This is a genomic window from Paenibacillus sp. FSL W8-0187, from assembly GCF_037969755.1.
In the GTDB taxonomy this organism is placed as follows: domain Bacteria; phylum Bacillota; class Bacilli; order Paenibacillales; family Paenibacillaceae; genus Paenibacillus_AQ.
Genome location: NZ_CP150206.1, coordinates 988,290 through 1,007,042 on the forward strand (window position 1 = coordinate 988,290; position 18,753 = coordinate 1,007,042).

Below are 18,753 nucleotides of genomic sequence, written 5' to 3' on the forward strand. Positions count from 1 at the left end.
GAGGCAGGAGTTGTAATATGCTGATTCAATATGAGAAGGGGAACGCGCTTCTTCATCGATATGATCCATTAAGCAAGCTGGTGATATTATTTTGTACCGCTGTGATAGCCATGCTGCTTGACCAGGCCTGGCAGCAGGCAGTATTCCTCCTGCTATGCATCGGACAAGCCCGACTTGCTGGCCGGGTATCAGGCAAACGGCTGCTGGGTGGGATCCGGCTGATTGCGATGGTTGCGGTGCCCTATTTCATTCTGACCAGCCTGACGGTCAAAGGAGAGACGGTATGGCTGCAGTGGGGACCCATCTCCCTGACGGTGGAGGCGTTAAACGCTGCGGGCGCCATGACGCTCCGGATGTTTACCTTGTTTCTAACCTCGATGGCTTATATCTTGACGACAGATCCGAGAGAACTGGTAGCTGAATTAACCCGACGTCTTCGAATCCCTTATCGGTTTGCGTTTGGCATATCTGCTGCGCTAACCTTCATCCCGCTGTTGGAGGAAGAGGGAACTCATATTCTGGCTGCCCAGCAAGTAAGGGGCCATCGACCTCCCAGGGGCCTCGGTAACCGAGTGCGCTACGGCTTGAAGTTTGTATCGGCTGTACTGCTCAATGCACTGCGGCGTGTGCAACAAACGGCGGGTGCCATGGAGTCCAAAGGCTTTGGCGCGTATCCGGACCGAACGTACCGCACGGAGGTTAACATCCCATCTTGGGCGGTCATATCGGCTGTCATGTATATACTGGCAACGGTTTTCGTGTGGTGGATTGTCTAAATTGTTAACCAATAATAATAAAAATTAGGTTGACGTTAAGGACTGAAGCATGCAAAATATGAAATGAAGCATTCGAAAGCGCTAGTACAGCCGCCCATGGCTGGAAATAAGGAGGACTACATTTGAATTCATCATCATCCCCAAAAAAATGGTTTGCTTTTACGACGCAGGAAATTATTCTGATGGCGATGCTCGCTGCCGTCAATGCTGTTCTAACTGTATACATAGGGCCGGTTAACAAACTGCTGAACAGTCTTGGCGGACCCATCGCAACCTCGACGACGACGGGCATCTACATGGTATATGGGCTCTTGGCCTATTATATCATTCGTAAACCGGGAACGGCGGTTGTCACGTTTGCGATCGGCGGCACGATACAGGCTCTGACGGGCACAGTATACGGCATCGCTTCGTGTTTTGTGGCCGCAGGCTGCTATATGATCGTGGCAGAGACGATTTTTGCTATCTACCGCCACAAAAAATGGAGTGCCGGCGTGCTCATGCTGGTTGGCGGCGCGATGGTACCGTTATGGTTCCTATTCGCGGCCAATATGTTCGGATATACGTCCTGGCCGCTTGAAGTGCTTGGCATCGCGCTGGTTGTGCGCATTCTGAGCGGCGTGCTTCTCTGCGGTCTGTTAACCAAAGTGTTAGGAGAGGCGTTAGTGAAGACAGGCCTGCTTCGCCGGTTTGCCGTCGCCGTGAAGGGATAGTTCCATGTCGGGAACAACGGTAACATGCCGGGAACTCGGGTTTATCTATGATGGAGAAGAGTGCCCGGTTATACAGGATCTCCATCTGGAGATCGAGCAGAACGGGTGGGTCGCTATCCTTGGGGCAAGCGGCAGCGGGAAGTCGACGCTTTGCCAGCTGCTGTGCGGCCTTCTTCCGCGGAGCGGCGGAGGCACAAGAACAGGGGAAGTGCTGCTGGATGGCATTGATCCTGCAGCGGCGCCGATTGCCGACGTGGCCGAGGCGGTAGGGGTATTGTTTCAGGATCCGGATGCGCAGCTCGTTCAAGGCATCGTAGAGGACGAGGCGGCCTTCGGTCCTGAAAATATGCGGGTTTCACCCGCGGAGATCGAGGAGCGGGTGGTGCACTCCCTTACGGCGGTCGAGTTGCTGGAGCGCCGGATGGATCCGGTGCGCAGCCTGTCCGGCGGACAGCGGCAGCGGACGGCCATTGCCGCGGTGCTGGCGCTGCGCCCGCGGCTCTTCGTCTTCGACGACGCCTGCGCCAGCCTGGATGCCGCGGCGCAGGCGAACTTTCTGCAGCTGTGCCATAAGCTGCAGGCGGAGGGCCGGACGCTTATCACCGCGTCCGGCCGCTTTGACGATGTCGCGCGCGCCGCGCAGCGCGTCATCGTCCTGGATGGCGGGACCGTCGTGCTTGACGGTCCGCCGGAGGAGCTGCTGCACCGCTGCGGGGAGCAGCTGGTGCAGCTGGGCTTGCTGCCTCGGCCCGCAGGCGAGGCAGCGGGTGCGTCCGCCGGAGACAATCCTGTCCCGGCGGCGACTCCCCCGCAATTGGCTGCGCGCCATGCGGGCAGGCCGATCGCTGCAGGTTCCATGCCTGCGGCGGTACCCCATGCAGAAGGCGGTAGGGAGTCTGCCGCCTCCCCGCTGCTCGAGGTCGATTCGCTAACATTTGCCTATCCCGGGGGCCGGGAGGCGCTGTGTGATATCCATGCGAACATTTACCCCGGCGACTGGGTGCTGTTAACGGGGGAGAACGGCTCCGGCAAAACAACCCTCAGCCGTCTGATCATGGGGCTGCTGCCCGCTCCGGCAGGCAGTATACGCTGGCAAGGGGAAGATACGAAGGGAATGGCCGTCTACCGCAGAGCCGAGATGATCGGTTATGTGTTCCAGCAGCCGGAATATATGTTTACCGCCCCGAATGTATGGGAGGAGCTGATCTACAGTCTTCATGGAGGGCTGCCCATGAAGAAGCGTCCGGAGCTGTCTGCCAGCCAACAGCAACGAGCGAGGTTCCTGTTGGAGAAGGCGGGACTTGCGGATCGGCTTCAGATGTCACCCTACCTGCTCAGTCAGGGTGAGAAGCGCCTGCTGAGCATCATCAGCCAATTGATGCTGGAGAGATCGCTGTACATCCTGGACGAGCCGACCTCCGGGATGGACTATGCCGCCATCGATAAGGTGATCGAGTTGTGTCATTTTGTCATTGGGGAAGGCTCGGCCATATTGATGATCACTCACGATCCAGAACTCATGAAGAAACATGCCACATCGTTCATTCATCTGAAGAGCGGGAAAAAGTGACTGTGCAACCTTCAAGGTAACCTTTATAATAGAAATATTACATGATATGAAAGCGCTCCTGGTATCGGGAGGCGCTTTTTATGCTGTTGGCCCCGGTTACACCTTATTTTCTCTATTAAGGATACATGCCAGAAAGCTGTTGCAGCAGGTCTGGGATTATGCCGGGGCTGTCTAGAGTGAAGGGGACGAAGGAACGTGGGTGTATTAAAACAAGACAAACGCGGTTATATCTTGGTCGGTATTCTGTTATCCACCTTTATGGCTGCGATCGAGGGAACGGTTGTCGGTCCAGCGGGTCCGGCGATTATCAGCAGCTTCGGCAGCGTGAGTCTGATGAGCTGGATCTTTACGGCCTATCTGCTGACGATGGCTGTGACGACGCCGATCTTCGGTAAAATAAGCGATTTATATGGACGCAAGCCCGTATTTTTATACGGCTCGCTGATCTTTCTCGTAGGCTCATTACTGTGCGGCCTGTCGCAGAACATGACGCAGCTGATCATATTCAGGGCGATCCAAGGGATCGGGGCGGGCGCCGTCATTCCGGTGACCTTCACGATTGTTGGAGATATTTACAATCTGGAGGAGCGCGGTAAAATTCAGGGGATGATCAGCTCCGTATGGGGAATCTCCTCTCTGATCGGCCCGCTGCTTGGCGGTTATTTTGTCGATTACCTGTCCTGGCACTGGATCTTTGTCTTTAATGTACCGTTTGCGCTGTTATCGATATGGCTGATTTTCCGTTATTTCAAAGAGGAACGCACCACCCGCGAGGTGTCGATCGATTACGGGGGGGCGGCTCTGTTTACCGTTGGGATGACGGCGCTGCTATTTGCGCTCGCGGTAGGAGGCGGAGAGACCTATTCCTGGACTTCTCCATTCATGCTCAGTCTGATCATCGGTTCCGTGGTGCTGCTTCTTGCGTTCCTGGTAGTGGAGAGCAAGGTGAAGGAGCCGATGCTGCCGCTGCATCTGTTCAAGATCAGGGATATTACGGTATCGACGGTGGCCAACATTCTGGTCAGCGCGCTTATCATCGGGTTGACCACGTATTTGCCGCTGTGGATTCAAGGCGTTCGAGGCGGCAACGCGACCTTGTCGGGACTGACATTGGCCCCGATGTCGATCGGATGGCTCATCGGTTCGATTATCAGTGGCCGTTTGATCGTTAAATCCGGCTCCCGGAAAACGGCGATTATCGGCGTCGTATTCCTAATGATCGGAGCGGTGGGGTTGGCTTATATGCATAAGGATACAGCGCTGGGCGTGCTGCTGGTCTTTACTTTCATTTATGGCATCGGCTTCGGATACATCTCGACGTTGTTCCAGATCATTGCACAATCCTCGGTGGGTTATCAGGTTCGGGGAGCGTCCACGGCGCTGAACTCCTTCATTCGGACGTTCGGTCAGACCGTGGGCGTAGCGGTGTTCGGATTATGGGTCAACGCGGGAATTGCGGGCAGACTTGCGGCGGAGCCGGATGCTGCAGGCATTACCAGCGACGACATTAACAAATTGCTCTCTCCGCATGGAATGGCTGAACTGCCTGAAGGGTCAGGCGGTCTGCTGAGCGGAATACTGGAGGGCAGTCTGAATTCGCTGTTTGTGGTGATGGCCGTAATGGCCGTGATCTGTTTGTTTATCGTGGCCGCCTTCCGCAATGCTCCTCCTGAACCGGAGGCGGAAACGGAAGAGGGGCAGACTTCAATGAAATGATAGATAGACTCTTATTAATAAGAAGAACCCTGATTCCGAGAAGGAGGAAGGGTTCTTCTCTTTGTTTTTTCAGCCTTGCTGGCGTACGATTTGCACCTGTTCCGCATGTTTGCCCATTTTACTCAGAAGCCCAATCAGTTGATACTTCTCTTCCTCATCCAATCCACCCAGGGCATGCTGGATGTGACGTTCATGCAGGGGGTAAAGCTTCTGCATCAATTGTTCTCCGGGCGGAGTCAGCTCGGCGTAAATCACTCTTCTGTCCTCGGGACAGGGCTTGCGGCGTACATATCCTTTTTCGACGAGCTTATCAACCACATAGGTTACGTTTCCGCTCTGCAGGAGCAGCTGTGCCCCGATCTGCTGGATGGGCTGGCGGCCTTTATAGAACAGTACTTCCATTACGGCAAATGAAGTTGGATTAAAGCCTTCGATTTTACTGCCATTCACGACATGTTCGTTGACGCTCTTGAATGACTTGGCAAACACCCGATACAGGTGCATAGCAAGCTGTGTATCGCGTTCATGTGACACCTTCATACATTCTCCCGCCTTTGATATGGACTCATGTCCTGAATTACTTCAAATCTAAGATTACGCTGAAATGAATAAATTCAACATGTGATTTGTCACAATGCAGCCGAAACATTTTCATTCTCCGGCTCCGTATCAACTACACCTCCAGCCCGATACGCCTTCTGAATGCCGATTTTATAATGAAATTATTCAGATGGGATGAAAAGGGTGGGGAACATGAATCAAGCACAAACCGTGGAATCAGAGGGATTAAAACCGCTGCTGCGCAATCGGAACTATATGTTATTGATGGGATCTCAGCTGGTGTCCAACATGGGAGAGTGGCTGTATATCATTGCGCTCTTGACGCTTGTCGGATTGAAATGGCAGGCCGCGCCCTGGGAAATAACGGCGATGACATTATGCATGGCCATTCCCGTCTTGATTGGCGGCCCTGTGGCAGGATGGATCGGTGACCGGTATGACCGCAAAAAAATCATGGTGATATCGGACGGGGTCAGAGTTTTTATCTTGATTGGGGTTTTGTTTGCAGGCAATCTAATACAAATTTATATACTGCTGATCGTTAAAGGCCTGATGGATGTCCTGTTCTCTCCTGCCAAGAGCGGCAAGATTAAAGAGATCGTGGACCCGAAGCACATCGATCAGGCGGTGACAATCAGTTCATCGATCGAGCAGTTGTCCAAGATTATCGGGCCGTCCTTGGGCGGTTTATTACTGGCGTTGTTCGGCATTCAGTTATGCTTCATTATCGATGCCGGCGCTTTTGTCGTATCGGCACTGTTTCTGCTTGGCGTGCCGGGTCGGAAGCAGCTTAAGCAGAAAGGATTGACCGGTGAGTCGCCAAATGAAGGGCGTAGTGGACATGACGGACAAAAAAAATCCTTCTTCAAGGAAATCGGGGAAGGGGTGCAGCTGATCTATAGCATACCGCTGCTGCTGGGAGGCGTCGTTACGATATGCGCAGTAGTACTGGTGCTGCAGATGGCTGATTCTCAGATTGTAACCTTGTTCCGGTTGATTCCGAATGTATCAGAAGATCTGCTTGGTTACTGTATTTCCGCCAGCGGCCTGGGCACGTTGATCGCAGCCATGTTTGTCCGCAAGTTGAGTTGGAGCACGCTTGCCAAGATGGGAATAGGCGCTGCCGCAGCGGGTTTGGTATTTGCCGTATGTGCCGTAGTCGTCGTGACCGAAATGCCGCATCTGCTGCAGAGCGTGGTGCTGTTCGGATCCTTCTTTCTGGCGGGTGCAGGCGGAGGCTTCGTGCTTGTACCGTTCCAGATGCTGCTGATGAAGAGGACCCCGGAGCATATGACGAGCCGCGTATTCGGAACGGTCAATAGTCTTACCAGCGGTGCGGCGATCATCGGACCTACGCTCGGCGGCGCTCTCGTTACAGGCCTGGGACCTGTGCCGACTTATATCGTTGCAGGGCTTGGAACTGCTGCAGTGGGTGCCGTGCTGCTGCTGTTCAAAGGCAGAATCGAACGGAAGGATGAAGTCTCTGCCACAGGGAATGGAGTCCATAGGGTCCCTGAAACTTCTACGATGTAATGTAAGAGTATTTCACTAAATGCAACGAATCCCCGTCCATCTGCGTAATACTGAGAATAGGATTAATGGATGGGGTGTTAAGATGCATAAGATTCAAGAGAATGGACTTGAGCCCGAGCCGGTGCTGAAGGTGGATATTCAGCAGGCGGGTTACGAACCAGGTCGCCCACGCATACGGGATATATCGTTTCAAGTGGTACCCGGCGAACTGCTGGGGTTGATCGGACCGAATGGAGCCGGAAAAAGCACGACCATTAAAACGGTGCTGGGGCTGCTTAAAGATAGTAAAGCCGACGTCTTTATTGCAGGCCATCCTCCCCGATATGCTTACGTTCCCGAGCAGCCGGTGTTTTACGAGGAATTGACGCTATGGGAGCATCTGGATTTGGCAGCTGCCGCATTTGGAATGGATGATGAACATTTCGAAGCACAGGCTGATCAGCTTCTCCGTCAGTTTGGAATGGAGTCGGTGCGCAATGAACTGCCAGGAGGCTTCTCCAAAGGAATGAAGCAGAAGATGATGCTGATGATCGGCTTTCTCTCCAAGCCAGACGTCTATATTGTAGATGAACCGTTTATCGGATTGGATCCCCGGGCCACCCGAGATTTTTTGAATCTGCTGCTTGAGGAGAGACGCCGGGGAGCCGGTGTATTGATGTCTACCCATGTGCTGGATACCGCAGAGAAAATTTGCGATCGCTTTGTGCTCATATCCGGCGGCCGGATTGCTTCGGAGGGCACGTTGGATCAAATCCGCCAGGCCGCTGATCTTCCCGGCGCATCGTTGTTTGATTGCTTCGATGCGCTCACATGAGGGAGGTGATGGATATGGATCGATCCTATCATTTTAGCCATCCGGGCGCCCTCTTTTGGCGAAGGGTAACCGCTCATTGGAAGAATCAACGCGACAATCTGGGAACCGTGGTCGACTGGATCGTGATGCTGTACATCATTGTTCCGGGTCTGCTGCTGGGAGGCGGGCTCTACCGCGAGTTATGGACGAGCCCGCTTCCCGGATGGGCACAGTTCTTCCCGCTGCAGGCGGTGGTAGGCATCCTGCTCTTTATGTTCTCCGGCAGAGTTCTGCTGTTCCTTGAAGAGGCTGACGTGTTGTTTCTTCGGCAGCAGGGGGGATGGATGAAGGGCTTAATGATCAGAGGCATGGTATACAGCCATACGGTCTCAGCGATCAAGGGATTGGTCGTTACAGTGCTTGCGCTGCCAATCCTGGTCAGGGAACATGGGATAACCGGTATTGTTCTGGTGACCTTGCTGATGATTACAGCTGTATGCGCCTGGTGCGCGAATCTATTAACCGCTATGATTCGTTCCAGCTATAAAGGCTGGCGGAAACATGTGCTGACTTATATCGTACGCTGGCTCTCATTCGGGCTGCTGGCGCTGCTTGTTACATTTTGGCTTGAGTCCTACGTTGTACTGTGGGCAGCTTCCTTGATTCTGCTCTTGGTGCTGTTTCTTCTTAGCCGCAAGCGTCTTGCCATGCAAGGGACCTTCATCGCAGATGCGCGTGAGGATGCGAAGACAAGGATCCAGTTGACGGAGAAGCTGCTCATTCAAGCTGTCGGTAAACCTCCCAGCGTACGAAGTAAAACCTGGTTTATGCGCAAGTCCGGCCGGTTGTTCAAAGGTACGGCGGAGAAGAGGCTTGCCGATGCGGGGTTAAAGGCGATTTTGCGCCACTCTGAGAGCTTATTATTATATATTCAGATTACGCTGGTCGGCATCCTGGCCGTCTGGCTGCCGCCGACGATCATCAAAATCATCGTATATCTTGCTCTGGTATTGATGATGTCATATTGGCTGAATACAAGGTGGGCATTGTTCGCCAAAGCCGAATTTATGCAGGTGCTCCCGTTTACGAATCAGCAGCATCGTTCGGCTGGTGTTCTCGCGGTCCGAACCTTACTCGCTCTTCCCGCCTTTCTTTATTCGCTCATGACAGGGCTAACGCTTTTACAAGGGGGAATGGGATGGCTCGCCGCGCTTGTATTGACTGTGCTGGCTGTCATGGTCGCGCCCTCGCTCATGTCCTGGCCGGTCTACAAGGAGGAGAGACACCCGCAAGAATAATAAAAAGCGCGCTGGAATGCTCCAATGGATGGGGCATACAGCGCGCTTTATTTTAAGATATCAGAAAGTATAAACTTCGAAGCTTGTGACTTCCTGATATCGCAAGAAAAACTTCCTCTAACTGCGGTCTGTCATCTGTGAGAGTACGTCGATAGACGTTTTTCTTATTATTTGTTTATCACTGCGACTTCGGCTGCATGCTTGCCTGCCGTATAACCGGTTGCAAAAGCGGCCGTAATATTGTAACCGCCGGTGTATCCGTGAATATCCAGAATTTCACCACAGAAGAAGAGCCCGGGCATCAGCTTGGATTCCATGCTTTTGGGTTGGACCTCCTTGAGGCTGACGCCGCCGCCTGTCACGAAGGCCTCCTTCAGCGAACGGGTGCCCGAAGCGCGGAACGTGAACTTTTTTAGAATGGAGGCAAAGGTTGTCAGCGCCGTTTTGGAGATACCGCTGCAGATCATGTCGCTGTCGATGGACGACTTGGATAGCAGCAGGGGGATCATTCGTTCCGGCAGCATGCCCTTGAGCACGTTTTTGATGCTCTTTCTTGGCTCATCCTCCAGTCGCCCTTTGAGCTCGGCCTCAAGCTCCGTTTGGGAACGGTCGGGGAACATATCGATGCCCATGTCCACATTCACGATATCAAACTTCCGCTGCACCTGGCGGATGAACTGACTGCAGCGCAGCGCGATCGGACCGGACACTCCGAAATGGGTGAACAGCATATCTCCCCGGTGGGCAATCACTTTTTTTCCTTTCGGATTCCAGACGGACAGCTCAACATCCCGCAATGACAAGCCCTGCAGCTCTTTAGAGGCAATAAAAGGCTCGGTGGAGACGATAGGCACTTCAGTTGGATACAGCTCCGTGATGGTATGTCCTGCCGCCTCAGCCCATGGATAGCCGTCCCCCGTGGAACCGGTTTGAGGCACGGATTGTCCACCCGTTGCAATAATCACGCAGGAAGACTTGATTACTTCCCCGGATTTCAGCTCGACCCCGCCCGTCCGGCCGTTCGCATAGAGAACGCTCTTCACCGGACTGTTTGTCCGAATGTCAGTACCAAACTCCTTCACTTTGCCAATCAAGGCATTCACAACGCTCGAGGCTTTATCTGTCACAGGAAACATGCGCCCGTTGTCCTCTTCTTTGAGGCGAATGCCAAGACCCTCAAAAAAAGACATGATATCCCTGTTGTTCCAATGCTGAAAAGCACTATATAAGAAACGGCCGTTTCCCGGGATGTTGGCAATCAATTCATCCTGTTCTTTGGCATTCGTCACATTGCATCTTCCGCCGCCCGATATGCCTAGTTTACGGCCTAGTTTATCTCCTTTATCGATCAGCAGAACAGAAGCTCCTCTTTCCCCTGCAGCCACGCAGGACATCAATCCGGAAGGTCCGCCGCCGACGACAATAATATCATAATCAAGCATGTTTGCTCATAGCTCCTTTGGGGGTATATCAATTAATAGATGAATCTTATTATATAGGATATTTGCGAATTATCCCAAACCTCATGAAAAGGACACAGGATGGAGTTTCCCCAGACTTCGAATGAGAAATTACAATATATTGTAATATGGTGTCGCCTATGCTTTAATCAGAAATATTAGATGCGTTGTCCAATTGAGGTGATCGATCGCTGTGCTGAGCCTATGGAAAGATATTTTGCTGCAAGTTTTGCTGTCTGGTACACTCATCTTTCATCTGCCGCTTCTCCTCGACAGACATCTAAAGTGCCTGAACAAGAAGAATCCGGATGATCTGCTTCGCTTTCGCCAACATATTGTCATTGCATGCGGAATCAGTACTGTATTATGCGTCTTGATCTCGGCTATGAACGATTATTACGTTCCGATCCATCTTGGCGTAATCCCGTTATTTTTAGGCATATTGTATGGAAGTCGGCGTTCAGGTCTATGTCTTGCAGCTATATATATCACAAGCTATGGGCTGATGAACGGCTGGTCCACGATCGGCCTCATTCTGTATATGCTGGTTCTAGGGTACTCGCTATTACCCTGGATTACCTCCAATTTCAAGAAAGGCTCCATGACCGAAAAGATTTGTTGGCTGTGGAGCGCGCTTATTCCGGCTATGCTGATTATTGTAGCCTCCCACGCGATTGAAGGAAAGGTTAACCAGTATGCTCTGAATCCGGATACGATTCTGGTAACCATTCTGTATATGCTGATCGGTATTTTTTATTCTGGAATGATTGTGTACTGGATCGAATTAACATGTGAGCGCCTAGGCGCAGGTCAATACGATGTGAAGGTCAAAGAGTGGTCATCTTTAACAAAAATGATGGAGATGATTCCTTTAGGAATGGTTGCGGTGGATCGAAGCGGCAATATCATCGCCTTTAATCAACCGCTTATCCGCAGCTTTCGAAACGTCTTTCCTAATCTGACGACCAAGGATGTCATCGGCAGACCATTATTTGACTTATTGGACGGCATGATTCAAAAGGAGCATCTGCGCAACCGGTTTCAGAGAGCTATGGATGGAATCGAAAGCACCGGCGAGATTATGCGAAGCGCTACCCGGGTATATTCCACCGGCATCTATCCACTTATACATAATGGGAACGGAGACATCTTGGGTGCGGTAGGAGTTATGGAAGACATTACGGAGCTGGAGAGGCTTCGCACGGAATTTATGAATGTAGAGCGTTTAAGCTTGGTTGGCCAAATGGCGGCAAGTATTACCCATGAGATTCGCAATCCGATGGCTGTTGTGCGCGGATTTTTGCAGCTGATGCAGGAGAAGAGTCCTGATACGCTGGACCATTATTACCGGATCGTCATGGAGGAGCTTGATCGGGCCAACGGTATCATCAGCGATTTTTTATCCCTGGCCCAAAACCGGGTGGCAGAAAAAGAAGAGTGTCACCTTCATGACATTATCCATGAGCTCAATCCGCTCTTGTGGGCCGACGCGAATTTGCGCGGACAGAGCATTGAGCTGAAACTCGGAACCGAAATTCCCCATCTGTACCTGAATACCAAGGAAATGAAACAGCTGATTCTGAATTTATGCCGAAACGGGATGGAGGCTATGGACGATAAGGGAACGTTGACAATTGAAACTCGGATGGAAGGAGATCGGGCGCAGCTGTACGTTGCGGATACCGGAATCGGCATCTCGGAGAATGAGCTGGAGCGCTTGTTTGAACCATTCTTTACGACGAAGAGCAAGGGAACGGGGCTTGGACTCGCCCTGTGCATGAGCATTGTACAGCGTCATCATGGAACCATTGATGTGAAGTCGAAGCTTGGCGAGGGAACGGTTTTCATTATTTCTTTTCCTCTTCACTCGTACCCGCAAGGTTTGCCGGAATCCCAGAGCGCTGCCGCTTTCGAATAAACAGATTGGTAATTAGGCATCATAAGGCAGAGCTTAGGGTAAAGGAGGGATTCGGATGAGTAAAAATGATTCCAAGCAACAAGAGCAGCAGGAGCGTGAAAACAAAGATCGCCGTGGTGAGCCCATCGTTGACAAGAAAAAAGATGGGGTAAACTATCCTGCTACCTAGTTCAACCAATGGAACATGAAAAACGGGCGGTATCCTATTTTGTGATGCTGCTCGTTTTGTATTTTCTTGCTTTCACTCTTTAGGATTGTATAATATAGATATCGATGAGCTGTTATAATTCGAACAATCTTGTTTATATAAGGAGTGAAGAGTTATGGGTATGTCTTTTGACCGATATATGCGCGATATGGTTCAACCGATGCGGGATGAGCTGACCAGCTTGGGAATCAAGGAACTGACAACACCTGAAGAGGTAGAGGAAGTTCTTCCTACAGCGAAAGGTACAACGCTGGTCGTTGTAAACTCCGTATGCGGCTGCGCAGCAGGGCAAGCGCGTCCTGGTGTAGCCATAGCGCTTGAGAACCAGGTGAAGCCGGATCAATTGTTTACCGTGTTCGCCGGACAGGATAAGGAAGCAACGGCTAAAGCACGTGAGTATTTTGCTCCGTATCCTCCATCCTCCCCATCGATTGCTCTGTTGAAGGACGGGGAATTGGTGCACTTTATTGAGCGTCATCAAGTGGAGAATCGTTCTGCAGAAGAAATCGCGGCAGATTTGACCGACGCATTCAATCGCTACTGCCAGTAATCCGGCAGTTACATAGGCCCCGAAGCATTCGGCATATTCCGAAGCCGCGGGGCTTTTGTTATAGATATAGAATTTATAAGTTATCTAGCTACGCTGATGCAACGCGGTCTGTCTTCTGAGAAAATACGTCTATAGACGTTTTTCTTTTATCAATGAAGTACTTCAGAAAGAGAGAACATACTGAAAGGAGTCATATATCATGAGCCTACAAGAACAAATTATCGCAGAGCTGGGTGTCAAACCTACCATTAATGTGGAGGAAGAGGTACGCAAGCGCGTTGACTTTCTGAAAACCTATGTAAAGAACTCGGGCACTTCCGGACTGCTGATCGCCATTAGCGGCGGGATTGATTCAGCCGTCGCTGCCGGTCTGTGCAAGCGGGCCACCGATGAACTCACGGAGGAGAGTGGCAAGGAATACAAGACACTCGGGGTGTTCCAGCCATACGGCGAGCAGGCTGATATTTCAGACAGCTATGCGACAGCGGAGGCCTTCGATTTGAAACATACCGTCGAGACGAATATCGAGGAAACGGTGAACGAAATAGCTTTGGAGGTTGAGCATGGCCTGAAAAATATCGGGGTCCATAAGCATATGAGTATTCCGGGTAAAGGCAATGTGAAGGCCAGAGTGCGTATGGTGGTACAATATGCGCTGGCATTCGAGCAGAATTTGATCGTGGTCGGTACGGATCATGCTTCCGAGGCGATTACCGGCTTCTATACCAAGTGGGGCGATGGAGCAGTGGACATTACGCCGCTGAGTTCCCTGAACAAGCGTCAGGTTCGTATGCTTGCATCCTATTTAGGAGTTCCGAAATCGATTCTGGATAAAGCCCCTTCTGCCGGCCTTTGGGAAGGTCAAACAGACGAGAAAGAGCTCGGAATCAGCTACGAGGATAACAGCGATTACCTGGAAGGTAAGACGATTGATCCTGATGTTCAGCAGAAACTCGAGAGTTATTACGTCAAAACCGCACACAAGCGCAATACGATTCCAGGCATCTAACATACGAATATCCAGGCAACCAGCCTTCCGGTGGAATAACCTCCGGAAGGCTAGTTTATTTAGCGCGGCACTAGGTATATATGATATTGTAGGTCGGTTTGAGAACGCCGTTGGCATATTGCTTCATATCGACCAGTTCGAGTTTTAGCCGCGGTTTGACACTGCCGAATAACGGAACCCCGTCACCAACCATTACCGGGTTTATCTTTAATACAAGCTGATCGATCAGTTGATGCTGAAGCAGGCTTCCTGCCAATTCCCCGCCGCCGCACAGCCACAGCTTGCCGTCTGTCTGTTGTTTAAGATTATGGATGTACGGGATGGCGTTCTCCTTGACTAATTCAACTTCTTCATTGGATTCGAATTCTAATGAGCGTGAGAATATATAATGCTTGAGTCCTTTGTAACCAGGCTCTCCTGGCTTAGCCCCCATCTTAAATCCAAACTCATACGTTTTACCGCCCATCAGCACAGCCTCAAACTCCTGGATTTCTGCCAAGAAGTCCGGAACATGCTCCCCATCGAATAAAAAGAGAGTTCGGTCGATCCTTCCATCCATCATGGCTTGATCGGCGATAAAATAGTCGAGCGAAACAGCCACGTGATAAATCAATGAGCCCATAATATGATTCCCCTTTCACCATGCTATTTTGTACAGTCTATATAGATGAAATTTGAAATACAACAAATTTATTTAATTCATGTTGTTGTAACACCGTTGGTCTCGCGTTGACGTACATCGACTGATACAATAAGTAAGAGTATATTTTTTGGACAGGAAGACTGGATCCATGAAGGAGAGCGGACGATTGTGATCTACGGAATCGGACATGATGTGCTGGACATGAAGCGAATGGAGATGTTGATGACAGGCCCGCATGGAGAAAGATTCATGAAGCGCGTGCTTACGCAGGGTGAGCAGGTCATTGCCGCCGGTAAGGGGGCGAAACGGACGGAGTTTGTTGCCGGGCGCTTTGCTGCCAAAGAGGCGATATCCAAAGCCTTTGGCTCCGGAATTGGAGGTATACTCGGGTTCCGTGACATAGAAGTGCTGCCGGGTGTTCTTGGCAGGCCTGAGACTCGACTATCCCAGGAAGCCTGGGATCGCCTCGGAATGGAGGAGTCCGCACATTATGCGATTCATTTGACGATTTCGCATCAGACCACGCTGGCTTCCGCTTTCGCCGTGGTTGAGAAGATAAAGTAAGGTTGACGAAGGAGATTACTTATAGATGCATAATACGGAACACAAACAATACTTCAGCCAAGAGCTGCTGGATTGGTATGAGATCAACAAAAGGGATTTGCCATGGCGCCGGCATCGTGATCCCTACTATATATGGGTATCTGAAATTATGCTGCAGCAGACCCGGGTGGACACGGTAATCCCATATTTCCACCGGTTTATCGAGCGGTTTCCAACGATTCAGTCGCTTGCGGATGCGCCGGAGGACGATGTGTTGAAGTGCTGGGAGGGCCTTGGCTATTATTCCCGGGCACGCAACCTTCAGGCTGCCGCAAGGCAGGTGACAGAGCAGTATGGGGGCGTTATGCCGAGCGGCAAAGATGAAGTGTCGGGACTTAAAGGCATTGGTCCATATACCTCGGGTGCCATTCGCAGCATTGCATTCAATATTCCTGCCGCAGCAGTGGACGGTAACGTCATGCGTGTGCTGTCCCGCTATTTTTTGATTGAAGAAGATATTATGAAAGTGAAGACCCGCACCAAGATGGAGGAGCTGGTGCTGACGCTGGTTCCGGATGGGCGAGCATCGGATTTCACCCAGGCGTTGATGGAACTGGGGGCGTTGATCTGTACGCCGAAGTCCCCCAAATGTCTGGTATGCCCTGTGATGGAGCATTGTACAGCACGGTTTGAGGGCAAAGAGGAGTCCCTTCCTATTAAGACGAAGGCCAAGCCGCCACGTCCTGAATACCGCCTCACGGCCATTGTAGAAGGCTCTGGCGTGCACGAAGGGAAGATTCTGATCCGCAAGCGTCCATCCACCGGTTTATTGGCAGGGATGTGGGAGCTGCCGCATGTGATCGTGTCGACCGAGGGGAGCGGCGTACCGGCCGTGATGTCCGAGGAGACGGCGATGAGCCGCTTGCGTCATGCCTTGCTGGAGGAAGGAGTTCCGATCCTGCCGATGGGCCATGTGATGGACGCCGAGCATACCTTTAGCCATATTCAATGGCATATGGGCGTGTACCGCTGTAAATGGCAGGATGTGCCGCCGGAAGCCCTGGAAGTAGCAGAGAGTGCAGCGGCATATGAGACAGGCGAAGAGAGCTTTCGCTGGATTCACGTTCATGACATGGAACGCTACGCATTTCCGAATGTGTTCATTCGGATTCTGAACTCGTATTTCTCATCTTAAAGCCGTATTTCCCTTGCAATGGGAGATATAATGTTGAAACGGCTTGTAAGGAGTAGTGGAGATTTTGCATAGCTGGAAGAATGCGCTTCTTTACATTTTTGGCATCGGGGTTTCCAATCTGGGAAACTGGATCTATCTGGTCGCGATTAATTTGCTTGTGCTGCATATGACAGGTTCTCCTGCGGCAGTGGCTGGATTGTTTATCATCCGGCCGCTCGCAACCCTGTTTACCAACTCCTGGGCGGGCAGTATTATTGACCGGGCGAATAAGCGCAGGCTTATGATCACCACCGATGTGATCCGAGGGGCTTTGATTGCCCTTATCCCCTTCATGTCCTCGGTTTGGGGCATCTACTGTATCATGTTTCTGATTAACGTTGCGGGGGCTTTCTTCGGGCCTACGTCCATGACATATATAACGAAGCTGATCCCGGCAGAGGAACGAAAGCGGTTCAACGCATGGTCCAGCTTTACGACATCCGGCGCGGTGCTGCTTGGACCCGCTATATCCGGTCTATTGATCGCTTATACGGACATTCGGATCAGCATCTTCATCAATGCCGTATCTTTCTTCATCTGCGCGCTTGTCATTTACTTCCTTCCCGATGTGGATGGAAAGGAAAGCGCAGGCAATGGACGGGATGCCATCACAATGAAGACACTGCTTCAGGACTGGGCTGCGGTTATTGATTTCGGGAAAGCGGCGAAGTATTTTATGCTTGTATACTCGTTATTTCAATCTGCCATGCTGCTAGGCTTCGCGCTCGATTCCCAAGAGGCAACCTTCATTAAACAGGTGTTGCTCCTCGGCGACGAGGATTACGGACTACTCGTCAGCGTAGCCGGAGCTGGGTATTTGGCCGGCTCAGCGGCTGCGTCTCTAACTGTCAAATGGCTATCATTGCGCATGTTTATCGGGGCTGGTGTGCTTCTATCGAGTGCCGGGTATATGATCTTCTATGCCGCATCCGGCCTCCTGACGGCCGTTATCGGCTTTATCGTGTTTGGTTTCTTCTCTTCGTATGCGAATGCGGGATATACTACCTTTTTTCAAAATCAGGTGCCTATTGATCTGATGGGGCGCTTTACGAGCGTGACCCGCTTATTGGAAGGGATGCTGCAGATTCTCTTAACACTTCTGCTCGGTTTTGCCGCCGATGCCTGGCCGCTGCAGGCCGTATGCCTGATCGGTGCAGGTGCAGCCGTCCTGATCTCGGTCATTCTGCTGGTGGTCATCTATGCACCATCCAAGGTCCGCCATTATGAGTCAGGCTCTGCAGCAGCGGTAAATAACACGTAACAGCATGATATAGATATAGAGAAAGGCTGCTTTCGCAGTAGACAGGGTCTACAGCTGAAAGCAGCCTTTTTTGGTATGATATCGGTTTTTAGTTAAGCGATATTATTTCGCGTTATCGTAACGTTTGCCGACTTCTTCCCAGTTCACTACATTCCAGAATGCGGAGATGTAATCAGGGCGTTTGTTTTGATATTTCAGGTAGTAAGCATGCTCCCAAACGTCCAGGCCGAGGAGAGGTGTTTGACCTTCCATGATCGGGCTGTCTTGGTTCGGTGTGCTGGTTACTGCCAGTTTGCCGTCTTTAACAACGAGCCAAGCCCAGCCGCTGCCGAAACGGGTTGTAGCCGCTTTTGCGAAATCTTCTTTGAATTTATCAAAGCCGCCCAGTTCACTGTTGATGGCATCAGCCAAAGCGCCAGTCGGTTGTCCGCCGCCGTTTGGTCCGATAACTTCCCAGAACAGGGAGTGGTTAGCATGGCCGCCGCCGTTGTTGCGAACCGCTGTGCGGATGCTTTCCGGTACAGCGTCAAGGTTAGAGATCAGATCCTCAAGGGATTTGCCTTGAAGCTCAGGAGCGTTCTCAAGAGCAGCGTTCAAGTTGGTTACGTAGGTATTATGGTGGCGATCATGGTGGATCTCCATCGTTTGTGCGTCGATATGAGGCTCGAGCGCGTCGTTTGCGTAAGGAAGTGCTGGTAATTGAAATGCCATAGTAAAAACCTCCTGTAAATTTAGTTTTTGGTTATGATGAAAGGGTCTTCCTTCATCAGGAAGTCTTTATCATCCCGGAGACGTAATATGTAATCCGGCTACACTACATATATTAAACCGTTTTGGGTGATTAAATCAACTTTTATGTTTGAAAAGTCCGAGAGGGCTGATTTATTGCATGAACGAAAGTTGTGACATCGAAAATTAATGGAAAACTTTTCTGTGAAATTTGTCGTTATATATATAGTCTTGAACA

Annotated in this window: 17 protein-coding genes; 13 read left to right on the forward strand and 4 right to left on the reverse strand. The window is 51.2% G+C overall.

Annotation, left to right across the window (positions count from 1 at the left end):
- Positions 1 to 17 precede the first annotated feature (17 nt).
- From MKY48_RS04375 to MKY48_RS04390, 4 genes are all read left to right on the forward strand, one after another.
- Positions 18 to 776: an energy-coupling factor transporter transmembrane component T gene (locus tag MKY48_RS04375; RefSeq protein WP_339270315.1), complete on the forward strand. Its 759-nt coding sequence runs from the start codon at positions 18 to 20 to the stop codon at positions 774 to 776.
- 182 nt (positions 777 to 958) lie between these two features.
- A complete protein-coding gene (locus MKY48_RS04380; protein ID WP_076326035.1) occupies positions 959 to 1,489 on the forward strand; it encodes an ECF transporter S component in 531 nt (176 codons plus the stop codon).
- Positions 1,490 to 1,493: 4 nt separating this feature from the next.
- On the forward strand, positions 1,494 to 3,059 hold the full coding sequence (locus MKY48_RS04385; RefSeq protein WP_339292363.1) for an ABC transporter ATP-binding protein: 1,566 nt from the start codon (positions 1,494 to 1,496) through the stop codon (positions 3,057 to 3,059).
- A 195-nt stretch (positions 3,060 to 3,254) separates the two neighbouring features.
- On the forward strand, positions 3,255 to 4,775 hold the full coding sequence (locus tag MKY48_RS04390) for an MDR family MFS transporter (protein ID WP_339292364.1): 1,521 nt from the start codon (positions 3,255 to 3,257) through the stop codon (positions 4,773 to 4,775).
- Between the two features lie 69 nt (positions 4,776 to 4,844).
- Here MKY48_RS04390 and MKY48_RS04395 read toward each other — a convergent pair whose 3' ends face one another.
- Positions 4,845 to 5,315: a MarR family transcriptional regulator gene (locus MKY48_RS04395; RefSeq protein ID WP_076325923.1), complete on the reverse strand. Its 471-nt coding sequence runs from the start codon at positions 5,313 to 5,315 to the stop codon at positions 4,845 to 4,847.
- Positions 5,316 to 5,528: 213 nt separating this feature from the next.
- Between MKY48_RS04395 and MKY48_RS04400 the strand changes: the two genes are divergently transcribed.
- The 3 genes from MKY48_RS04400 (at position 5,529) to MKY48_RS04410 (ending at position 8,960) form a co-directional block, all read left to right on the forward strand.
- Positions 5,529 to 6,869, forward strand: coding sequence for an MFS transporter (locus MKY48_RS04400; RefSeq protein ID WP_339292365.1), 1,341 nt, complete (start codon positions 5,529 to 5,531; stop codon positions 6,867 to 6,869).
- 82 nt (positions 6,870 to 6,951) lie between these two features.
- A complete protein-coding gene (locus MKY48_RS04405; protein ID WP_339270322.1) occupies positions 6,952 to 7,683 on the forward strand; it encodes an ABC transporter ATP-binding protein in 732 nt (243 codons plus the stop codon).
- A gap of 14 nt (positions 7,684 to 7,697) precedes the next feature.
- A complete protein-coding gene (locus tag MKY48_RS04410) occupies positions 7,698 to 8,960 on the forward strand; it encodes an ABC transporter permease (protein ID WP_339292367.1) in 1,263 nt (420 codons plus the stop codon).
- A gap of 167 nt (positions 8,961 to 9,127) precedes the next feature.
- On the opposite strand, the gene MKY48_RS04415 is transcribed toward MKY48_RS04410, so the two are convergent.
- Positions 9,128 to 10,402, reverse strand: coding sequence for an NAD(P)/FAD-dependent oxidoreductase (locus tag MKY48_RS04415; RefSeq protein WP_339292368.1), 1,275 nt, complete (start codon positions 10,400 to 10,402; stop codon positions 9,128 to 9,130).
- 211 nt (positions 10,403 to 10,613) lie between these two features.
- Between MKY48_RS04415 and MKY48_RS04420 the strand changes: the two genes are divergently transcribed.
- From MKY48_RS04420 to nadE, 3 genes are all read left to right on the forward strand, one after another.
- Positions 10,614 to 12,338, forward strand: a complete 1,725-nt coding sequence (locus tag MKY48_RS04420; protein ID WP_339292369.1) for an ATP-binding protein — start codon at positions 10,614 to 10,616, stop codon at positions 12,336 to 12,338.
- A gap of 323 nt (positions 12,339 to 12,661) precedes the next feature.
- Positions 12,662 to 13,096: a BrxA/BrxB family bacilliredoxin gene (locus tag MKY48_RS04425; protein WP_076325917.1), complete on the forward strand. Its 435-nt coding sequence runs from the start codon at positions 12,662 to 12,664 to the stop codon at positions 13,094 to 13,096.
- 199 nt (positions 13,097 to 13,295) lie between these two features.
- Complete coding sequence (nadE, locus tag MKY48_RS04430; protein WP_339292370.1) at positions 13,296 to 14,105, forward strand: ammonia-dependent NAD(+) synthetase; 810 nt, start codon at positions 13,296 to 13,298, stop codon at positions 14,103 to 14,105.
- Positions 14,106 to 14,175: 70 nt separating this feature from the next.
- On the opposite strand, the gene MKY48_RS04435 is transcribed toward nadE, so the two are convergent.
- Positions 14,176 to 14,727 (reverse strand): dihydrofolate reductase family protein, encoded by a 552-nt coding sequence (locus MKY48_RS04435; protein ID WP_339292371.1) that lies wholly within the window; start codon positions 14,725 to 14,727, stop codon positions 14,176 to 14,178.
- A 189-nt stretch (positions 14,728 to 14,916) separates the two neighbouring features.
- Here MKY48_RS04435 and acpS point away from each other — a divergent pair, with 189 nt between their 5' ends.
- The 3 genes from acpS to MKY48_RS04450 all read left to right on the forward strand — a co-directional run bounded on the left by acpS (position 14,917) and on the right by MKY48_RS04450 (position 17,786).
- Positions 14,917 to 15,312 carry a holo-ACP synthase gene (gene acpS / locus MKY48_RS04440; RefSeq protein ID WP_339292372.1) on the forward strand — a complete coding sequence of 132 codons (396 nt, stop codon included), beginning with the start codon at positions 14,917 to 14,919 and terminating at the stop codon, positions 15,310 to 15,312.
- A 25-nt stretch (positions 15,313 to 15,337) separates the two neighbouring features.
- A complete protein-coding gene (mutY, locus tag MKY48_RS04445; RefSeq protein ID WP_339292373.1) occupies positions 15,338 to 16,486 on the forward strand; it encodes an A/G-specific adenine glycosylase in 1,149 nt (382 codons plus the stop codon).
- Between the two features lie 64 nt (positions 16,487 to 16,550).
- A complete protein-coding gene (locus tag MKY48_RS04450; RefSeq protein WP_339292374.1) occupies positions 16,551 to 17,786 on the forward strand; it encodes an MFS transporter in 1,236 nt (411 codons plus the stop codon).
- A 102-nt stretch (positions 17,787 to 17,888) separates the two neighbouring features.
- Here the strand turns inward: MKY48_RS04450 and MKY48_RS04455 are convergent, their stop codons facing one another.
- The gene (locus MKY48_RS04455; protein WP_339270336.1) at positions 17,889 to 18,497 is read right to left on the reverse strand and encodes a superoxide dismutase; all 609 of its coding nucleotides are present in this window, start codon (positions 18,495 to 18,497) and stop codon (positions 17,889 to 17,891) included.
- Between the last annotated feature and the right edge of the window lie 256 nt (positions 18,498 to 18,753).

Excerpts from the sequence above, each read along its gene's own strand:
- MKY48_RS04375 (WP_339270315.1), top strand. The coding sequence starts at position 18 with ATGCTGATTCAATATGAGAAGGGGAACGCGCTTCTTCATCGATATGAT.
- MKY48_RS04380 (WP_076326035.1), top strand. The coding sequence starts at position 959 with ATGGCGATGCTCGCTGCCGTCAATGCTGTTCTAACTGTATACATAGGG.
- MKY48_RS04385 (WP_339292363.1), top strand. The coding sequence starts at position 1,494 with ATGTCGGGAACAACGGTAACATGCCGGGAACTCGGGTTTATCTATGAT.
- MKY48_RS04395 (WP_076325923.1), bottom strand. The coding sequence starts at position 5,315 with ATGAAGGTGTCACATGAACGCGATACACAGCTTGCTATGCACCTGTAT.
- MKY48_RS04400 (WP_339292365.1), top strand. The coding sequence starts at position 5,529 with ATGAATCAAGCACAAACCGTGGAATCAGAGGGATTAAAACCGCTGCTG.
- MKY48_RS04405 (WP_339270322.1), top strand. The coding sequence starts at position 6,952 with ATGCATAAGATTCAAGAGAATGGACTTGAGCCCGAGCCGGTGCTGAAG.
- MKY48_RS04410 (WP_339292367.1), top strand. The coding sequence starts at position 7,698 with ATGGATCGATCCTATCATTTTAGCCATCCGGGCGCCCTCTTTTGGCGA.
- MKY48_RS04415 (WP_339292368.1), bottom strand. The coding sequence starts at position 10,402 with ATGCTTGATTATGATATTATTGTCGTCGGCGGCGGACCTTCCGGATTG.
- MKY48_RS04425 (WP_076325917.1), top strand. The coding sequence starts at position 12,662 with ATGGGTATGTCTTTTGACCGATATATGCGCGATATGGTTCAACCGATG.
- nadE (WP_339292370.1), top strand. The coding sequence starts at position 13,296 with ATGAGCCTACAAGAACAAATTATCGCAGAGCTGGGTGTCAAACCTACC.
- MKY48_RS04435 (WP_339292371.1), bottom strand. The coding sequence starts at position 14,727 with ATGGGCTCATTGATTTATCACGTGGCTGTTTCGCTCGACTATTTTATC.
- mutY (WP_339292373.1), top strand. The coding sequence starts at position 15,338 with ATGCATAATACGGAACACAAACAATACTTCAGCCAAGAGCTGCTGGAT.
- MKY48_RS04455 (WP_339270336.1), bottom strand. The coding sequence starts at position 18,497 with ATGGCATTTCAATTACCAGCACTTCCTTACGCAAACGACGCGCTCGAG.